Annotated in this window: 17 protein-coding genes and 1 pseudogene; 11 read left to right on the top strand and 7 right to left on the bottom strand. The window is 64.5% G+C overall.

Going from position 1 to position 14,570, the window contains the following annotated elements; all coding sequences use genetic code 11:
• The first annotated feature begins 112 nt into the window (after positions 1-112).
• From EH240_RS11540 to EH240_RS11505, 8 genes and pseudogenes are all read left to right on the top strand, one after another.
• Positions 113-1,122, top strand: a pseudogene (locus EH240_RS11540) (MBL fold metallo-hydrolase).
• Between the two features lie 72 nt (positions 1,123-1,194).
• A complete protein-coding gene (locus EH240_RS11535) occupies positions 1,195-1,356 on the top strand; it encodes a DUF1328 domain-containing protein (RefSeq protein ID WP_124998260.1) in 162 nt (53 codons plus the stop codon).
• Positions 1,357-1,429: 73 nt separating this feature from the next.
• Positions 1,430-2,314: a diaminopimelate epimerase gene (gene dapF / locus EH240_RS11530; RefSeq protein WP_124998258.1), complete on the top strand. Its 885-nt coding sequence runs from the start codon at positions 1,430-1,432 to the stop codon at positions 2,312-2,314.
• Positions 2,314-3,612, top strand: a complete 1,299-nt coding sequence (mtaB, locus tag EH240_RS11525; RefSeq protein ID WP_124998256.1) for a tRNA (N(6)-L-threonylcarbamoyladenosine(37)-C(2))-methylthiotransferase MtaB — start codon at positions 2,314-2,316, stop codon at positions 3,610-3,612. Before dapF ends, mtaB begins: the two co-directional genes overlap by 1 nt.
• A 13-nt stretch (positions 3,613-3,625) precedes the next feature.
• Entirely contained in the window at positions 3,626-5,476 is a 1,851-nt protein-coding gene (gene ftsY, locus EH240_RS11520; RefSeq protein ID WP_124998254.1) for a signal recognition particle-docking protein FtsY, read from the top strand.
• A gap of 42 nt (positions 5,477-5,518) precedes the next feature.
• Positions 5,519-6,184, top strand: a complete 666-nt coding sequence (locus EH240_RS11515; protein WP_124998252.1) for a septation protein A — start codon at positions 5,519-5,521, stop codon at positions 6,182-6,184.
• Between the two features lie 67 nt (positions 6,185-6,251).
• Entirely contained in the window at positions 6,252-6,872 is a 621-nt protein-coding gene (locus EH240_RS11510) for a pyridoxamine 5'-phosphate oxidase family protein (RefSeq protein WP_124998250.1), read from the top strand.
• Positions 6,873-6,907: 35 nt separating this feature from the next.
• Positions 6,908-7,435 (top strand): NADPH-dependent FMN reductase, encoded by a 528-nt coding sequence (locus EH240_RS11505; protein WP_124998521.1) that lies wholly within the window; start codon positions 6,908-6,910, stop codon positions 7,433-7,435.
• A 276-nt stretch (positions 7,436-7,711) separates the two neighbouring features.
• Here EH240_RS11505 and EH240_RS11500 read toward each other — a convergent pair whose 3' ends face one another.
• The gene (locus EH240_RS11500) at positions 7,712-8,629 is read right to left on the bottom strand and encodes an SMP-30/gluconolactonase/LRE family protein (RefSeq protein ID WP_124998248.1); all 918 of its coding nucleotides are present in this window, start codon (positions 8,627-8,629) and stop codon (positions 7,712-7,714) included.
• A 352-nt stretch (positions 8,630-8,981) separates the two neighbouring features.
• On the opposite strand from EH240_RS11500, the gene EH240_RS11495 reads away from it, so the two are divergent.
• Complete coding sequence (locus EH240_RS11495) at positions 8,982-9,149, top strand: hypothetical protein (protein ID WP_124998246.1); 168 nt, start codon at positions 8,982-8,984, stop codon at positions 9,147-9,149.
• 165 nt (positions 9,150-9,314) lie between these two features.
• Here the strand turns inward: EH240_RS11495 and EH240_RS11490 are convergent, their stop codons facing one another.
• Both EH240_RS11490 and EH240_RS11485 read right to left on the bottom strand, forming a co-directional pair.
• Positions 9,315-9,770 (bottom strand): cyclic nucleotide-binding domain-containing protein, encoded by a 456-nt coding sequence (locus tag EH240_RS11490; protein ID WP_124998244.1) that lies wholly within the window; start codon positions 9,768-9,770, stop codon positions 9,315-9,317.
• A gap of 221 nt (positions 9,771-9,991) precedes the next feature.
• Positions 9,992-10,675, bottom strand: coding sequence for a response regulator transcription factor (locus EH240_RS11485; protein ID WP_124998242.1), 684 nt, complete (start codon positions 10,673-10,675; stop codon positions 9,992-9,994).
• A gap of 146 nt (positions 10,676-10,821) precedes the next feature.
• Between EH240_RS11485 and EH240_RS11480 the strand changes: the two genes are divergently transcribed.
• A complete protein-coding gene (locus EH240_RS11480; RefSeq protein ID WP_425374787.1) occupies positions 10,822-11,355 on the top strand; it encodes a L,D-transpeptidase family protein in 534 nt (177 codons plus the stop codon).
• A gap of 153 nt (positions 11,356-11,508) precedes the next feature.
• Here EH240_RS11480 and EH240_RS11475 read toward each other — a convergent pair whose 3' ends face one another.
• Entirely contained in the window at positions 11,509-11,763 is a 255-nt protein-coding gene (locus tag EH240_RS11475) for a hypothetical protein (protein ID WP_124998238.1), read from the bottom strand.
• Positions 11,764-11,893: 130 nt separating this feature from the next.
• Between EH240_RS11475 and gcvA the strand changes: the two genes are divergently transcribed.
• Positions 11,894-12,820 (top strand): transcriptional regulator GcvA, encoded by a 927-nt coding sequence (gene gcvA / locus EH240_RS11470; protein WP_124998236.1) that lies wholly within the window; start codon positions 11,894-11,896, stop codon positions 12,818-12,820.
• Positions 12,821-12,946: 126 nt separating this feature from the next.
• On the opposite strand, the gene EH240_RS11465 is transcribed toward gcvA, so the two are convergent.
• From EH240_RS11465 to EH240_RS11455, 3 genes are all read right to left on the bottom strand, one after another.
• Positions 12,947-13,372, bottom strand: a complete 426-nt coding sequence (locus tag EH240_RS11465; protein WP_124998234.1) for a DUF1761 domain-containing protein — start codon at positions 13,370-13,372, stop codon at positions 12,947-12,949.
• A gap of 98 nt (positions 13,373-13,470) precedes the next feature.
• Positions 13,471-14,133, bottom strand: a complete 663-nt coding sequence (locus EH240_RS11460; RefSeq protein ID WP_124998232.1) for a class I SAM-dependent methyltransferase — start codon at positions 14,131-14,133, stop codon at positions 13,471-13,473.
• On the bottom strand, positions 14,130-14,555 hold the full coding sequence (locus tag EH240_RS11455) for an EVE domain-containing protein (RefSeq protein WP_124998230.1): 426 nt from the start codon (positions 14,553-14,555) through the stop codon (positions 14,130-14,132). The genes EH240_RS11460 and EH240_RS11455 overlap by 4 nt, the downstream gene beginning before the upstream one ends.
• Between the last annotated feature and the right edge of the window lie 15 nt (positions 14,556-14,570).

The following is a 14,570-nucleotide window of genomic DNA, read 5'->3' as shown; positions in this document are numbered from 1 at the left end:
TCGATCCTAGACGAACCGGATTTCCGACCCTTGCATTCGCCGGTAAAATGTTTGCGCCAGGCGGTTGCGGTCTTATCTCTGGCGAAGGTGTACAAGCAGGATGGGAGAAGGAATGGCCGCGACACCGAGAGCCGCCAACCGCTACTACAGCGGCCAGCCCAGCGACCATTTCGACGGCACCCTGTTCTTCAACCCCGACGGCCGGCTGCCCGGCCGTTTTGCCGACCTTCTGAAATGGCAATTGAGCGGCGGTCGCTCGAAATGGCCGGCGGCCTTTCCAAGCCCCTACCGCCAAGCAAAACCCGACGAGAGGATCGAGGGCCTAGCCCTTCGGCTCACCATGGTCGGCCACGCCTCGCTGCTCATCCAGACAGCGGGCTTCAACATCCTGACCGATCCGGTCTGGTCGGAGCGCGCCTCGCCTTTCGGTTTCGCCGGGCCGAAGCGGGTCAACGCGCCGGGGATCGCCTTTGCCGACCTGCCGCCGATCGACCTGGTGCTGGTCAGCCACAATCATTACGACCATCTCGATCTCGTCACGCTCAAGCAGCTGAAGCAAAGCCACGACCCGCTGGTCGTCACGCCGCTCGGCAACGATGCGATCATCGGCGCCGCCGTGCCCGGCATGCGGCTTTCGGCCCGTGACTGGGGCGACAGGATCGAATTCGGCAACAGCGCGGTCATTCATGTCGAGCCGGCGCATCACTGGTCGGCGCGCGGGGCACGCGACCGCCGCATGGCGCTGTGGGCGGGCTTCGTCGTCGAGACGGCGGGCGGCAAGGTCTATTTCGCCGGCGACACCGGCTTCCATGGCGGCGTCAACTACCGGCTGATAGCGGAAAAACACGCAGCTTCCGGCTCGCCATCCTGCCGATCGGCGCCTACGAACCGCGCTGGTTCATGGCGCCGCAGCACCAGAACCCGCAGGAAGCCGTGCAAGGCATGAAGCTGTGCAACGCCGCCTATGCCGCCGGCTGCCACTGGGGCAGCTTCCAGCTCACCGACGAGCCGATCGAAGAGCCGGCGCAAAGATTGGTCGAGGCATTGGCCGCGGAAGGCATTCCGCCGGAGCGTTTTCGCGCGATGCGTCCGGGCGAAGTGTGGGATGCGCCGGAGGCCTGAAGCATCGATTGGGCGGAACCCAAGCCGGCGAATGGCGTTGGTTCCACGACGCAAATCTCGCTGGAGCTCTCCATGCTCAGGTGGATCATCATTCTTCTCATTATCGCTGCCGCCGCGAGCCTGCTCGGCATGCCGGCGCTTGCCGGAGCAGCCGCCCTGGGCGCGCGCATCCTGATCGGCATCGTGCTGATCATCTTCCTGCTGATGTTGCTCGGCGTTTTCGCCGTGACGTAAACCGGCGCCGGACTGGTAATTCCCGCCCGTTTCCGCCATATAGCGCCAAACGGAAATGGAAACGACCGGTTAGATGGCAGGCACTGCCCCCTTCGCCAAGATGAACGGCATCGGCAACGAGATCATCGTCGCCGACATGCGCGGCCGTGCCGACAAGGTGATGGCGGTGGCGGCGGTCGCGCTCAATGCCGACGCGGCGACGAAGTTCGACCAGATCATGGCGATTCACGACGCGCGGACGGCAGGCACCGCTTATTACGTCGACATATTGAATTCCGACGGCACCAGCGCGCAAGCCTGCGGCAACGGCATGCGCTGCGTCGTGCAGGCTTTGGCCGCCGAGACCGGCAACAAGACCTTCACCTTCGAGACCCGCGCCGGCATCCTCAGCGCACAGGAACACGCCGACGGCTCGATCTCGGTCGATATGGGCAAGCCGCGCTTCGGCTGGCCGGAGATTCCGCTCGCCGAGGAGTTCCACGACACCCGCATGATAGAGCTGCAGATCGGCCCGATCGACGCGCCGGTGCTGCATTCGCCCTCGGTCGTCTCGATGGGCAACCCGCACGCCATCTTCTGGGTCGATCGCGACGTCTGGTCCTACGAGCTCGACCGCTTCGGCCCGCTGCTGGAAAATCACCCGATCTTTCCCGAGCGCGCCAACATCACCATCGCTCAGGTCACCTCGCCGCAAACCATGGTCATCCGCACCTGGGAGCGCGGCGCGGGCCTGACCAAGGCTTGCGGCTCGGCCGCTTGCGCCGCCGTAGTTGCCGCCGCCCGCACCAAGCGCACCGGCCGCAGCGTCTCGCTGATGACGCCCGGCGGCGGCTCGCTGCATGTCGAATGGCGCGACGACGATCATGTTATCCTGACGGGCGCCGCCGAATGGGAGTTTTCCGGCAGCTTCGACCCCTCGACCGGCGCCTGGGCCCGCGACACCGAAAGCGCCGCCTGATGTCCGCGCTTCAAAAAGGTGTCGACGTCGTCACGTTCGGCTGCCGCCTCAACACCTATGAATCCGAGGTGATGCGCCGCGAGGCCGAGAGCGCCGGCCTCGCCGCGCTGAAGGGCGGCGCCGTCATCTTTAACACCTGCGCGGTCACAGCCGAAGCCGTGCGTCAGGCCAAGCAGGCGATCCGCAAGGCGCGCCGCGAAAACCCCGAGGCGCGCATCATCGTCACTGGCTGCGCGGCGCAGACCGAGCCGCAGAATTTCGTCGCCATGGACGAGGTCGATCTCGTGCTCGGCAATGAGGAGAAGCTCAAGGCCAACTCCTACCGCGCGCTACCGGACTTCGGCATCAACGACACCGAGAAGGCGCGCGTCAACGACATCTTCTCGGTGCGCGAGACGGCCTCTCATATGGTCGACGCCATCGAGGGCCGGGCGCGCGCCTTCGTGCAGGTGCAGAACGGCTGCGACCACCGCTGCACCTTCTGCATCATCCCCTACGGACGCGGCAATTCGCGCTCGGTGCCGATGGGCGCCGTGGTCGAGCAGGTCAAGCGCCTTGCCGGCAACGGCTATGCCGAGATCGTGCTGACCGGCGTCGACATGACCAGCTTTGGCGCCGACCTGCCCGGCAGCCCGAAACTCGGCAGACTGGTGAAGACGATCCTACGCCAGGTGCCCGACGTGAAGCGACTCAGGCTGTCCTCGATCGATTCGATCGAGGCGGACGACGAGCTGCTCGAAGCCATCGCCACCGAGCCGAGGCTGATGCCGCACCTGCATTTGTCGCTGCAGTCGGGCGACGACATGATCCTGAAGCGCATGAAGCGCCGCCACAGCAGAGACCAGTCGATCCGCTTCTGCGAGGACGTGCGCAAGCTGCGCCCCGGCATCGTGTTCGGCGCCGACATCATCGCCGGCTTCCCGACCGAGACCGACGCGATGTTCGAGAATTCGCAAAGAATAGTCGAGGAATGCGGCCTGACGCATCTGCACGTCTTCCCGTTCTCACCGCGCGAGGGCACGCCCGCCGCGCGCATGCCGCAGGTGCGCCGCGAGGTGGTCAAGCACCGCGCCGCCCGGCTGCGCGCCGCCGGCGAGGTCGCCTATCGCCGTCATCTGGCGTCCCTTGCCGGCACGCGCCAGTCGATCCTGGTCGAGCGCGACGGGCTCGGCCGCACCGAAGGCTTCACCCTTGCCGCCATCGCCGCGGGCAAACCGGGCGAGATCGTCGATGCGGTTGTCACTGGCCATGACGGCGCCCGCTTGACCGCGGCGCCGCTTGCCGCCCAAGCCGCCTGAGACTGCGAGACTTATGGCCGGTTTCTTCAAGAAGATATTTTCGTTCGGCAGGAAAGAGGTCGTCGAGGAACGCGTCGACGAGACCGCACCCCTGCCGCCGATCAAATGGGACGCGCTGGAGGCGCTGAAGCCGGAAGCCGAGCAGGCTGCTCCTGAGGTTTCGCCGCGCGAGGAGGAACCGCCAGCGCCTCAGCCTGAGCCCGAGCCGACCCCCGACGAGCCGAAGCCCGAGCCTGCGCCTGCGATTCCGCCGACGCCGGAACCAACCGTTCCACCGCAGCCGGAGCCGAGCGTTCCGACCAAGCCGGAACCGCTTCCGGAGCCTGGGCCGGAGGAAGAGCCGCAACCGGCTCCCGAGACGCCGGAGCCGGCAAGGCCGGAGGAAGTGCCGGTGCCTCCAGCCGTTCCCGAGCCCGAGCCGAAGCCGCAGGAGGTGCCGCCGCCCGCGCCGGCTGAGCCGGAGATCGAGCCGTCGCGCCCGGAACGTCAGCCGGAGCCTGCGCCGGTCGAAGTGCCGACCCCGCCCAGCGAGGTCCCGGCCGAAACGCCGGCGCCGATCGAGATACCACCGTCGACTCCGTCTCCGGCGCAACCGACCTCCGAGGCCGGCGCTGCCCCGCCTGCAACCGTCGAAGAAGAAGCTCCAGCGCTAGCGCCCTCCACGCCCCGTCCTTCACGGGGAGAGGGCAAGGGTGAGGGGCAGCGCCAACCTGCGCGGGATCTGGTGCCGCCAGCCGAAGTCTCCGCGGAAATTCCACAGCCTCTCCGCCAACCTCCGCCGATCGAAACGCAGCCGATCCACGCCGAGATCGCGCCCGAGCCCCAGGCGGTCCCAGCACCGAAGCCGACCCCTCAAGCAAAGCCCGCGCCCTCCGCCGGCAAGGTGACTGTCGCCAAAAAGGTCGAGCAGAAGGCCGAGCCGCAAAAGGCGCCGGAGCCGGCGCAGAGGCGCTCCTGGTTCCAGCGCATGCGGGACGGGCTTGCCCGCTCCTCGCGCGAGCTCACCGGCAACATCGCCGGCGTCTTCACCAAGCGCAAGCTGGACGAGGACACGCTGCAAGACCTGGAGGACGTGCTGATCCGCGCCGATCTCGGCGTCGAGACGGCGCTGCGCGTCACCGATTCGCTCGCCTCCAGCCGTTACGGCAAGGACGTTTCCGATTCCGAAGTTCGCGCCGTGATGGCGGCGGAAATGGAAAAGGTTCTGACGCCGGTCGCCAAGCCGCTCGAACTCGACCTCAGCCACAAGCCGCATGTCATCCTGGTCGTCGGCGTCAACGGCACCGGCAAGACGACGACCATTGGCAAGCTGGCCGCCAAGCTGACCGAAGGCGGACTTTCGGTGATGCTGGCGGCAGGCGACACATTCCGCGCGGCCGCGATCGAGCAGCTGAAGATCTGGGGCGAGCGCACGAAGTCGCCGGTCATCGCCACCAAGCTCGGCGCCGATGCCGCCGGCCTCGCCTACGATGCCTTCGAGAAGGCCAAGGAGGCAGGCTCCGACGTGCTGATCATCGACACGGCCGGCCGCCTGCAGAACAAGACCGAGCTGATGGCGGAGCTGGAAAAGATCGTCCGCGTGCTGGGCAAGCTCGATCCGGAAGCGCCGCATACCGTGCTGCAGACCGTCGACGCCACCACCGGCCAGAATGCGCTCAACCAGGTCGAGATCTTCCGCAATGTCGCCGGCGTCAACGGCCTGGTCATGACCAAGCTGGACGGCACGGCGCGCGGCGGTATTCTGGTGGCGATCGCGGCCAAGCACAGATTGCCGGTCTATTTCATCGGCGTCGGCGAGCAGGTCGACGACCTCGAACCCTTCTCGGCCAGCGAATTCGCCAGGGCGATCGCCGGCGTGGCTTGAACGATCCCAAAAGCGCCGACTTTCGGGACAACAAGGACTTTCATGAACATCCTCGAACGCGACCCGTCCGACCCGCAGAAACAGAAGAAGGAAGGCGTCAACCCACTGCTCAAGCTGGTGCTCGAGCTCGGACCGCTGCTGGTCTTCTTCTTCGCCAATGCGCGCAGCGGATGGCTGGTGCAGAAGTTTCCGGCGCTGGCTGAGCTCGGCGGCCCGATCTTCGTCGCCACCGGCCTGTTCATGGCCGCCACGGCGATCGCGCTCATCGCCTCCTGGCTGCTCACCCGCACCTTGCCGATCATGCCGCTGGTGTCGGGTGTTGTCGTCCTTATCTTCGGCGCGCTGACGCTCTATCTGCAGGACGACATCTTCATCAAGATGAAGCCGACCATCGTCAACACGCTGTTCGGCGGCATCTTGCTTGGCGGTCTGTTCTTCGGCAAGTCGCTGCTCGGCTATGTCTTCGATTCCGCCTTCAGCCTCGACGCCGAAGGCTGGCGCAAGCTCACCTTCCGCTGGGGTCTGTTCTTCCTGTTCCTGGCCCTCGTCAACGAGGTGGTGTGGCGGAATTTTTCCACCGACGCCTGGGTTACCTTCAAGGTCTGGGGCATCATGCCGATCACGCTTCTCTTCACCTTCAGCCAGATGCCGCTGATCATGCGCCACTCGCTGGAGGAAAAAGCCAAGGAAGAGCAGGCCGGCAAGTAGAGCAATTCCAGGAAAAGTGCGCAGCGGTTTTCCGTCCGGAATTGCGGCAAGACAAAGAGGGGACGGCATGGAATTCCTCACGACGCGCGACGAGTTGAGGACGATCTACAAGACACCCCGGCCGACCGACGGCTCGATCCGCAAGGAACTCAAGGCGCTCGACGGCCACTGCCGCTCGTTCATCGGCAAGAGCCCATTTGTGCTGATCGGCTCCTCCGACGGCGCCGGCAATGCCGACGTGACGCCGAAGGGCGACAAGCCCGGCTTCACCGCGATCCTCGACAACAGCACCATCGCCATTCCCGACCGTCCCGGTAACAACCGGCTGGACACGCTGGAAAACATTATCCGCAACCCATCGGTCGGGCTGCTGTTCCTCATTCCAGGCATGAACGAGACGCTGCGCATCAACGGCGATGCCCGCATCACCGTCGATGCGACCTTGCGCGAGCGCCTGGCCGTCGACGGCAAGGAGCCGCTGAGCGTCGTCGTGGTGACGGTGAAGGCCGCCTACATGCACTGCGCCAAGGCCTTCATGCGCTCCGATCTCTGGAAGCCGGAGACCTGGTACGACCGCGCGACCCTGCCGACGCTCGGCCAGATCATCCGCGATCAGCTGGCGCTGGCCGAGAGCGCCGGCGAGATCGACCGCGAGCTCGACGACGATTACAGGCAAACCATGTGGTAGGCTTCCTCGGGCACGATTCGACCGAGCTCCCGCCTTTGCTGAACCTCCTCGCCATCTCCGGCAGCCTGCGCGCCGCCTCGACCAATTCGGCCCTGGTCGCGGCGCTCGCCGCCAATGCGCCCGCGGATTGCCGCGTCACCGTCTATGACGGGCTCGGCCGGCTGCCGATCTTCAATCCCGACGACGAGGGCGAGCGCACGCCGCGCGAAGCAGCCGGCCTGATCGACGCCGTTACCCGCGCCGACGGCGTCATAGTCTCCTGTCCCGAATATGCGCATGGCGTGCCCGGCGGCATGAAGAACGCGCTCGACTGGCTGGTCTCCCGCGACGCCGCCGTCGGCAAGCCGGCGATGCTGGTGCACGCCTCCCCGCTCTACGCCCGCGCAGCACTCGCCGAGATCATGCGCACGATGTCGTTCGCGCTTCACGAAGAGACCGCGCTCGAGATCGCGTTGCTTGGCAAGAAGCCGGTGGAGATCGAGGCCATCTTGGCGAAGGCCGAGAACCGGCTGGCGATGCAAAACGCGGTCCAGGCCTTCGCTGACTTCATCCGGACTCGCTGAGCGGCGGCCATTGTCTGCCGTCGCGTTCCGTCACACCCCCCCTCTGTCCTACCGGACATCTCCCCCGCAAGGGGGGAGATCGTATGTCACGCCGGCCTTCGCAAATCGCCAACGTCGCAGGAAAAGCGCCGCAGGCGAAGCTGCCGATCTCTCCCCTTGCGGGGGAGATGCCTGGCAAGGCAGAGGGGGGTGCTGTCCCGCCAACATCCGGCATCTTCAAGTTTGCCTCAGCCCCCGAGATCCGCGTGGCGGCAGCGTATGCGACTATCACAGCCCTCAATACGTCTCGGCGCCGTTGACCATCAGCCAGACCACATAGAGCGAGGTGGTGCCGGCGATATAGAGGCGGTTACGCTTGGCGCCGCCGAACACGCAATTGGCGACGACTTCCGGCACCTTGACCTTGCCGATCAGCGTGCCGTCCGGATCGTAGCAATGGATGCCGTCGGCCGCACTTGTCCAGATGCGACCCGCCTCGTCCAGCCTGAACCCGTCGAACAGGCCGGCCGTGCAGTCGGCGAAGACCTTGCCGCCGGAGATCTTCTTGCCGGCCTTGCCGACATTGAAGACGCGGATATGCGCCGGGTTCTTGGCGCCATGCGTGCGGCCCGTGTCGGCGACATAGAGCAGGCTTTCATCGAGCGAGAAGGCGAGCCCGTTGGGCCTGACCATGTCGGTGATGACGGCATCGACCTCGCCCGTGCCGGGGTCGACCCGGTAGACGTTGCAGGCGCCGATCTCGCTCTCGGCATGGTCGCCCTCATAATCGCTGTCGATGCCGTAGGCCGGATCGGTGAACCAGATCGAGCCGTCGGAACGGACCACCACGTCGTTGGGCGAGTTGAGCCGCTTGCCGCGCCATTTGTCGGCGATGGTGGTTATGGATCCGTCATGCTCGGTGCGGCTGACGCGGCGGCCCGAATGCTCGCAGGTGACCAGCCGGCCCTGCCGGTCGACGGTATTGCCGTTGGAATTGCCGGACGGCTGGCGGAACACGCTGACGCTGCCATCGGTCTCGTCATAGCGCAGCATGCGGTTGTTGGGGATGTCGGACCAGACGAGGTAGCGGCCGGCGGCGAACCAGGCCGGACCTTCCGCCCACCGGCACCCGGTGAACAGCTTCTCCACCCGCTCATTGGCATTGAACAGCCGCGAGAAACGCGGATCGAGAACTTCATAGTCGGCGGCCGTCATGCTTGTCCTCCCGGCATTTGCGTGCGCATGACCCCGAAAATCGGAATCGATTTCCGGAAAGGATCATGCGCAAAGTCAAAGTGCTACCGCGTTCTTTGCGCGTCCGGAAGGACGCGCGATGCTGTAGGGGCGATCAAGCCAGCAGGCAAGCAATCTGGCAAGATCGACGATGACTCTTCACCGCATCCTGTGTCTCGTCGCGGCGCCTTCGGGCCGACTTGCGGGTAACGGCCGGTTAACCGGCTATGCGCTGGATGCAATGGTGCATTGCAACATCTTTATTTTGCAATGCACCATTCCTATGTCATGCTCACAATCGATCAGGGAGGAATAACTAAGAAGGAACCTCGTCATGATCTTCGACAATCTCGTCACCCGCGCCCGCAACAACATCGCCAAGCGCCGTCACTACAACCGTCTCGTCGCCGAAATCGAGAACCTGTCGAGCCGCGATCTCGCCGATCTGCGCGCCGACCGCTCCGAGATGCTCTACCAGATCCAGAAGCAGATCTACGGCTGAGTCGGGCGACCACGCTCGTCAATCCTTGGGCGTAGCGGCGCGAAGACCCAAGGACCCTGCCATTACCTATGTCGGCAGAACCGTGGCTGCAGAATAGAGCATAAGGTAGACTCCTAAGCGTCGCTTCGCTCCTTGCTCTGCCCCAGGATAACGAGGGCGCGGTTCTCACCCCGTGAACCGGGGCGCCAACTCCTCGATGCGGGCGATCATCTGCTGGAATTCTTCCAGGATGCGCTCGTGCAGTTGCAGGGCCAGCTCCGGATATTCCTCCAGGATGCGGCGGAACATCTTGCGGCTCAAGCGGATCACTTCCGAATCGACCGCGGCGGAAGCGCTGGTCAGCCGGTTGGTATCGGCGATCAACGCCAGTTCGCTCAGCATGGCGCCCGGGCCAGCCGTGCCGATCGGGACGCGTTCGCCGCCCTGCTCGCGATAGAGCGCTATGCGCCCGCTGACCACGATATAGGCCGAGTCAGCCGCGTCGTCCTCGCGGTAGAGCTTGTGGTCGGCCTGCAGAAAAGTGGTCTCGGCGCCGAAGGCGAGCAGACGCAACTGTTCCTGCGTGAAGCCCTGAAAAAGCTTCACGGCGGACAGGATGCGGATGTCGTCATCCAGCGCCATGCTAGCTGTGTCCCCGAGCGGTCAGTCCAGTCCCTCCTTTGAAGCGCCGCGTCCAGACGCGCAAAGATACGCTCCAACACTTGCAGCCTGCGCACCGTGCGATCCAAAAATCGGTTCCGATTCCTGGGCCGATGCGTCCAGCGAGCCGATCCATCACCCTCCAGCACCAGGATCGTACCCCGAAGCGGTCCCGCCCGACCGCTCATTAGATCATGAAATGTTTAAGGAACCAGCTTGTAGCCGCCGCTTTCTGTCACAAGAATTTCGGCATTGGAAGGATCACGCTCAATCTTCTGGCGTAGCCGGTAGACATGGGTCTCCAGCGTGTGCGTGGTGACGCCGGAATTGTAGCCCCACACCTCTTCCAGAAGCACGTCGCGCGTCACCACCTTCTGGTCGGCGCGATAGAGATATTTGATGATCGAGGCTTCCTTTTCGGTCAGCCGCACCTTGGCGCCGCGCGGATCGATCAAAAGCTTCTGGCTGGGCTTGAACGTGTAAGGGCCGACCGAGAAGGTGGCGTCCTCGCTCTGCTCGTGTTGGCGCAACTGCGCTCGGATGCGCGCCAGGAGCACGGCGAAACGGAAGGGCTTGATCACATAATCGTTGGCGCCGGCCTCGAGCCCCAGAATCGTGTCGGAATCGGTGTCGTGGCCGGTCAGCATGATGATCGGCGCCTTGTAGCCGCCCTTGCGCAGGATCTTCACCGCCTCGCGACCGTCCATGTCGGGCAGGCCGACGTCCATGATGAGCAGATCGACAAGGCCGCCGCGCGCCGCGGCGACGCCTTTTGTCGCGGTGGCTTCCTGCTGGACGTCGAATTCCTCGTAAAGCGCCAGTTGCTCGACGAGCGTGGCTCGCAGGTCGTCGTCGTCGTCAACGATCAGAATGGTGCGTGATGTCATGATCAATCCGTTGTTTTAAAAAGAATATTCAGTTGACCTCCCCCCATTTATGCGGAAGCTCACCGGCGCAACAGCCGATCACAGTGATTTGTTCCGTGACACAATCATACAAGAAAAAACGCGCGCGCAATGAGGCAGGCGCATTTTTGCCGAAAGGAGTGCGTGTCCTGCTTGTGCGCGCAAGGCCCGGCAACCCTGCGCAGGGGTTGCTGCAAGCCGGCAAAACGGTGTTTCCCTGCGCGCTGGGACACGGCGGCATCTCCGCCAGCAAGCGCGAGGGCGACGGCGCGACGCCGCTGGCCGCGATGCGGATATTGTCAGGCTATTTTCGCAACGACCAGTTTCCCGGCGGGCGCCGGACGAGGCTGGAGATGGCGCCGATCGGACCGGACCTCGGCTGGTGCGAGGTGCCGGACGACCGCAACTACAATCGTCCGGTTAAGATCCCTTATGGCGCCAGCCACGAACGGATGCGGCGCGCCGATCGCCTCTACGATGTATGCCTGGTGTTGGACTGGAACATAGCGCCGCGCCGCCGCGGGCGCGGCAGCGCGATCTTCTTCCATCTGGCGCGCCCCGGCTTCACGCCGACGCAAGGCTGCGTCGCGGTGACGGCGCGCACCATGGCAAGGCTGTTGCCGCTGCTGTCGGATCGGACGGTGGTGAAGGTGGTGAGGTAGGGGAGTAGGGGAGTAGGGGAGTAGGGGAGTAGGGGAGTAGGGGAGTAGGGGAGTAGGGGAGTAGGGGAGTAGGGGAGTAGGGGAGTAGGGGAGTAGGGGAGTAGGTAGATGCTCTCTTTCCCTACTGCCTTATTGCCCTACTCCCCTACTCCCCTATTTCCTCGGCTGCTGCCAGCCGGATCCCAGCAGCCCGATCTCGCGGAGTTCCCGGTCCATCGCCTTGGTGACGTCCCGGCGCTCGGCGCCGATGTCGCGCAACTGGCTGTCGGAGAGTTCTTCGACGGACTCGTGGCGAAGCCGGACGGCGACGCGCGCCTGGCGCAACCAAGCGATCGCGGCGCGCAGCCAAAGCGCGATGCCGGAGCGGGATTTCAGGGCGGTGTCGGACTTTAAGCAGATCTCGGTCATGGCTTCATCCGTGTTCTCCGGACATCAAATCCGGTTTGATGGTGTTTCGATGAAGCCATCATGCCGGATTGAAAAATAAACGGGAAACGAGTAGTTCTTGTCTGATCATCAAGTTTTATTTGGAGATCGGATGCCCCGCCTTCTGCCCGGAACGCGCGCTCTGAGGACGTTCGAGGCGGCGGCCAGGCACCTCAATTTCACCCGCGCCGCCGACGAACTCGGCCTGACGCCGGCGGCGGTCAGCCACCAGATCAAGGAAATCGAGGATCAGCTCGACCTAGTGCTGTTCACGCGCACCAGCCGCACCATCCGGCTGACCGAAGCGGGCAATGTGCTTCACGAGGCTTCGATCGATGCGCTCGATTTGCTTAGCCGTGCCGTCAGCCGCGCGCGCAAGATGAGCAGAGGCACGGCGCTGCTGAAGGTGACGCTTGACGCGCAGTTCGCGACGAAGTGGCTGATGCGGCGCGTCGACGGTTTCCGCCAGCAGAAGCCGGGCATCGAGTTGCGCTTCGATATCACTTACGACGTGAGGGATTTCGAACGCGACGATGTCGATATCGGCATCCGTTTCGGCAGCGGCAAATATCCCGGGCTCTGTGCCCACCGGCTGTTCGAAAACATCATCATCCCCGTATGCAGCCCGGCGCTACTCGCCTCAGGCCCGCCGCTGAGGGAGCCGCGCGACCTCTTCAACCATACGCTGGCGCATATCGAATGGTCGCGGCAGGGCGTGACATGGCCGAATTGGCGGATGTGGATGCAGGCGGCCGGGGTCGACGATTTCGATGACAGCCGCACGCTCGTTTTTGGATCGGCGACCGATGCCACGCAGGCAGCACTCGACGGCCATGCCGTGGCGCTGGCCGACTTCGCGATGGTGGCCAACGACCTTTCGCAAGGGAAGCTCATCCGGCCCTTCGAGCTCGGCATCAAGGTCGCGCCGGAATTCGCCTATTTCCTGGTTTATCCGGAAGGGACGAAAGACGACGCGCGCATAGTCGCCTTCCGCGAATGGCTTCTCGACGAGGTCGCGAAAGACGCAGACGCAGGGTAGTGACGCTTTAAAACCGCCGCGCGCCTTTGGTGAAATCGCCCTATCTCTTTGTTTTGACGCGATTCCGACGGAAGGCTACGGCGGAGTCGCCGAGCCTAACCGTTTCACACTTTTCCTGGAATTGCTTTAGCCGGCCGGTGCCGCCGGCGCGCCGAACCAGCCGATCACCGCACCGATGATGAGCAGCACGCCGAGCCAATGGCCGGCATCGATCAGAGTCAAGTCCCAACCGAAGCCTTCATAGCGGTGGTTGACCGAAAGCGTGGTGGCGACGAAGCCAAACCAGAGCACGAAACCGAAGATCACGCCAGCGAGCGGGTTGGGCTCGCCGCCGGTCATCGCGCCGACCACTAGCGTCATGACCAGCGCCATGATTAGCTCAGCGACGAAGCTGACGATGAACGGAACGGCCGAGCGCTTCATCGTCGCCGGCTCGAGTTTCGCCGCCTTCAGCCAGGGCTTGCTCAAGCCCATGTACCAGACGGCGCCGAACAACCATGCGACGGCGGCGGCGACGATCACCGCCACCCAGTTCACGACCGAAAAATCCATGAAATTCCCTCCCGAATGCATGTCGCCCAGGCGCACAGCGATCCCGGGAAAACGGCATGCCTGTCAACGGCCGATGGAATCCCTGTTCGCCGGCGGCGTCAAGCGGGACCCCAGCGCCAGACGGTCGTGCGCTTGACCTCGGCATCCTCCAGCACGCGCGTCACCGGCACCTGGTAGACGGCGAGCGATTGCAGCCCTTTCCTCGGCAGGTAGGCGCGGCCGGGATCGCCGACGAGGGTGTCGGCGCCGCGCGCCGTCAGGGCCGTGAACCACGGCATCAGCCTGTCGGCCAGCGGCTTGTCGTAGAAGACGTCGCCGGCAAGCACGACATCCCAGCCGTCGTCCGTGTCGATGCAGTCGGCATCCAGGAATTCGGCCTTCACGCCGTTGGCTTCCAGGTTGAGCGTGATCACCGTTTCGCAAAACGGGTCGATGTCGGCGGCAACCGCTTCCGCCGCGCCGGCCTTCAAGGCGGCGATCGCGAGCATGCCGGAGCCGGAGGCGAAGTCGAGCACGCTTTTTCCGCGCACCGTGGCCGGATGGTCGAGGACATAGCGGGCAAGTCCCTGGCCGCCGGCCCAAGCGAAGGCCCAGAAGGGCGGCGGCAGACCGATCTCGGCCAGCTCCCCCTCGGTGCGCAGCCACAAATCATGCGCCTCGTCGGCCAGATGCAGCAGCACTTCCGGCACATGCGGCGGCGCAATCAGCGCCGTGTTGTCGAGGATGAATGCCTTCGCGTTTTTCGGCGTGAGCCTGGTCACGGCGCCGGGTCGAGGCCGGCCATGCGGCAGACCTCTTTCCACTCCGCCGCCGTCACCGGCTGCACGGAAAGCCGCCCAAGCCGGACCAGCGCCATGTCGGCCAGCTTCGGATTGGCCTTGACCTCTTCCAGCGTCACCGGCTTCGGCACGTCCTTCCAGGCGCGGATGTCGACGCATTCCCAGCGCGGATCGTCGGTGGTGGTGTCGGGGTGGGCGAGCGCGCAGACCTCGGCGATGCCGACGATGTCGAGGCCTTCGTTGGAATGATAGAAGAAGCCGAGGTCGCCGATCTGCATCGCCTTCATGTTGTTGCGCGCCGCGTAGTTGCGCACGCCGTCCCATTGCGTGCCGGCCTTGCCCTTGGCCTTCAGCGCCTCGAAGGAAAAGACCGAGGGTTCGGACTTGAACAGCCAGTAGTTCATCTCAGTTGTCCCATT

Origin of the sequence: Mesorhizobium tamadayense, assembly GCF_003863365.1 — a bacterium.
GTDB classification, from domain to species: Bacteria; Pseudomonadota; Alphaproteobacteria; order Rhizobiales; family Rhizobiaceae; genus Mesorhizobium; species Mesorhizobium tamadayense.
This window is presented reverse-complemented; position numbering and strand designations above follow the sequence as displayed.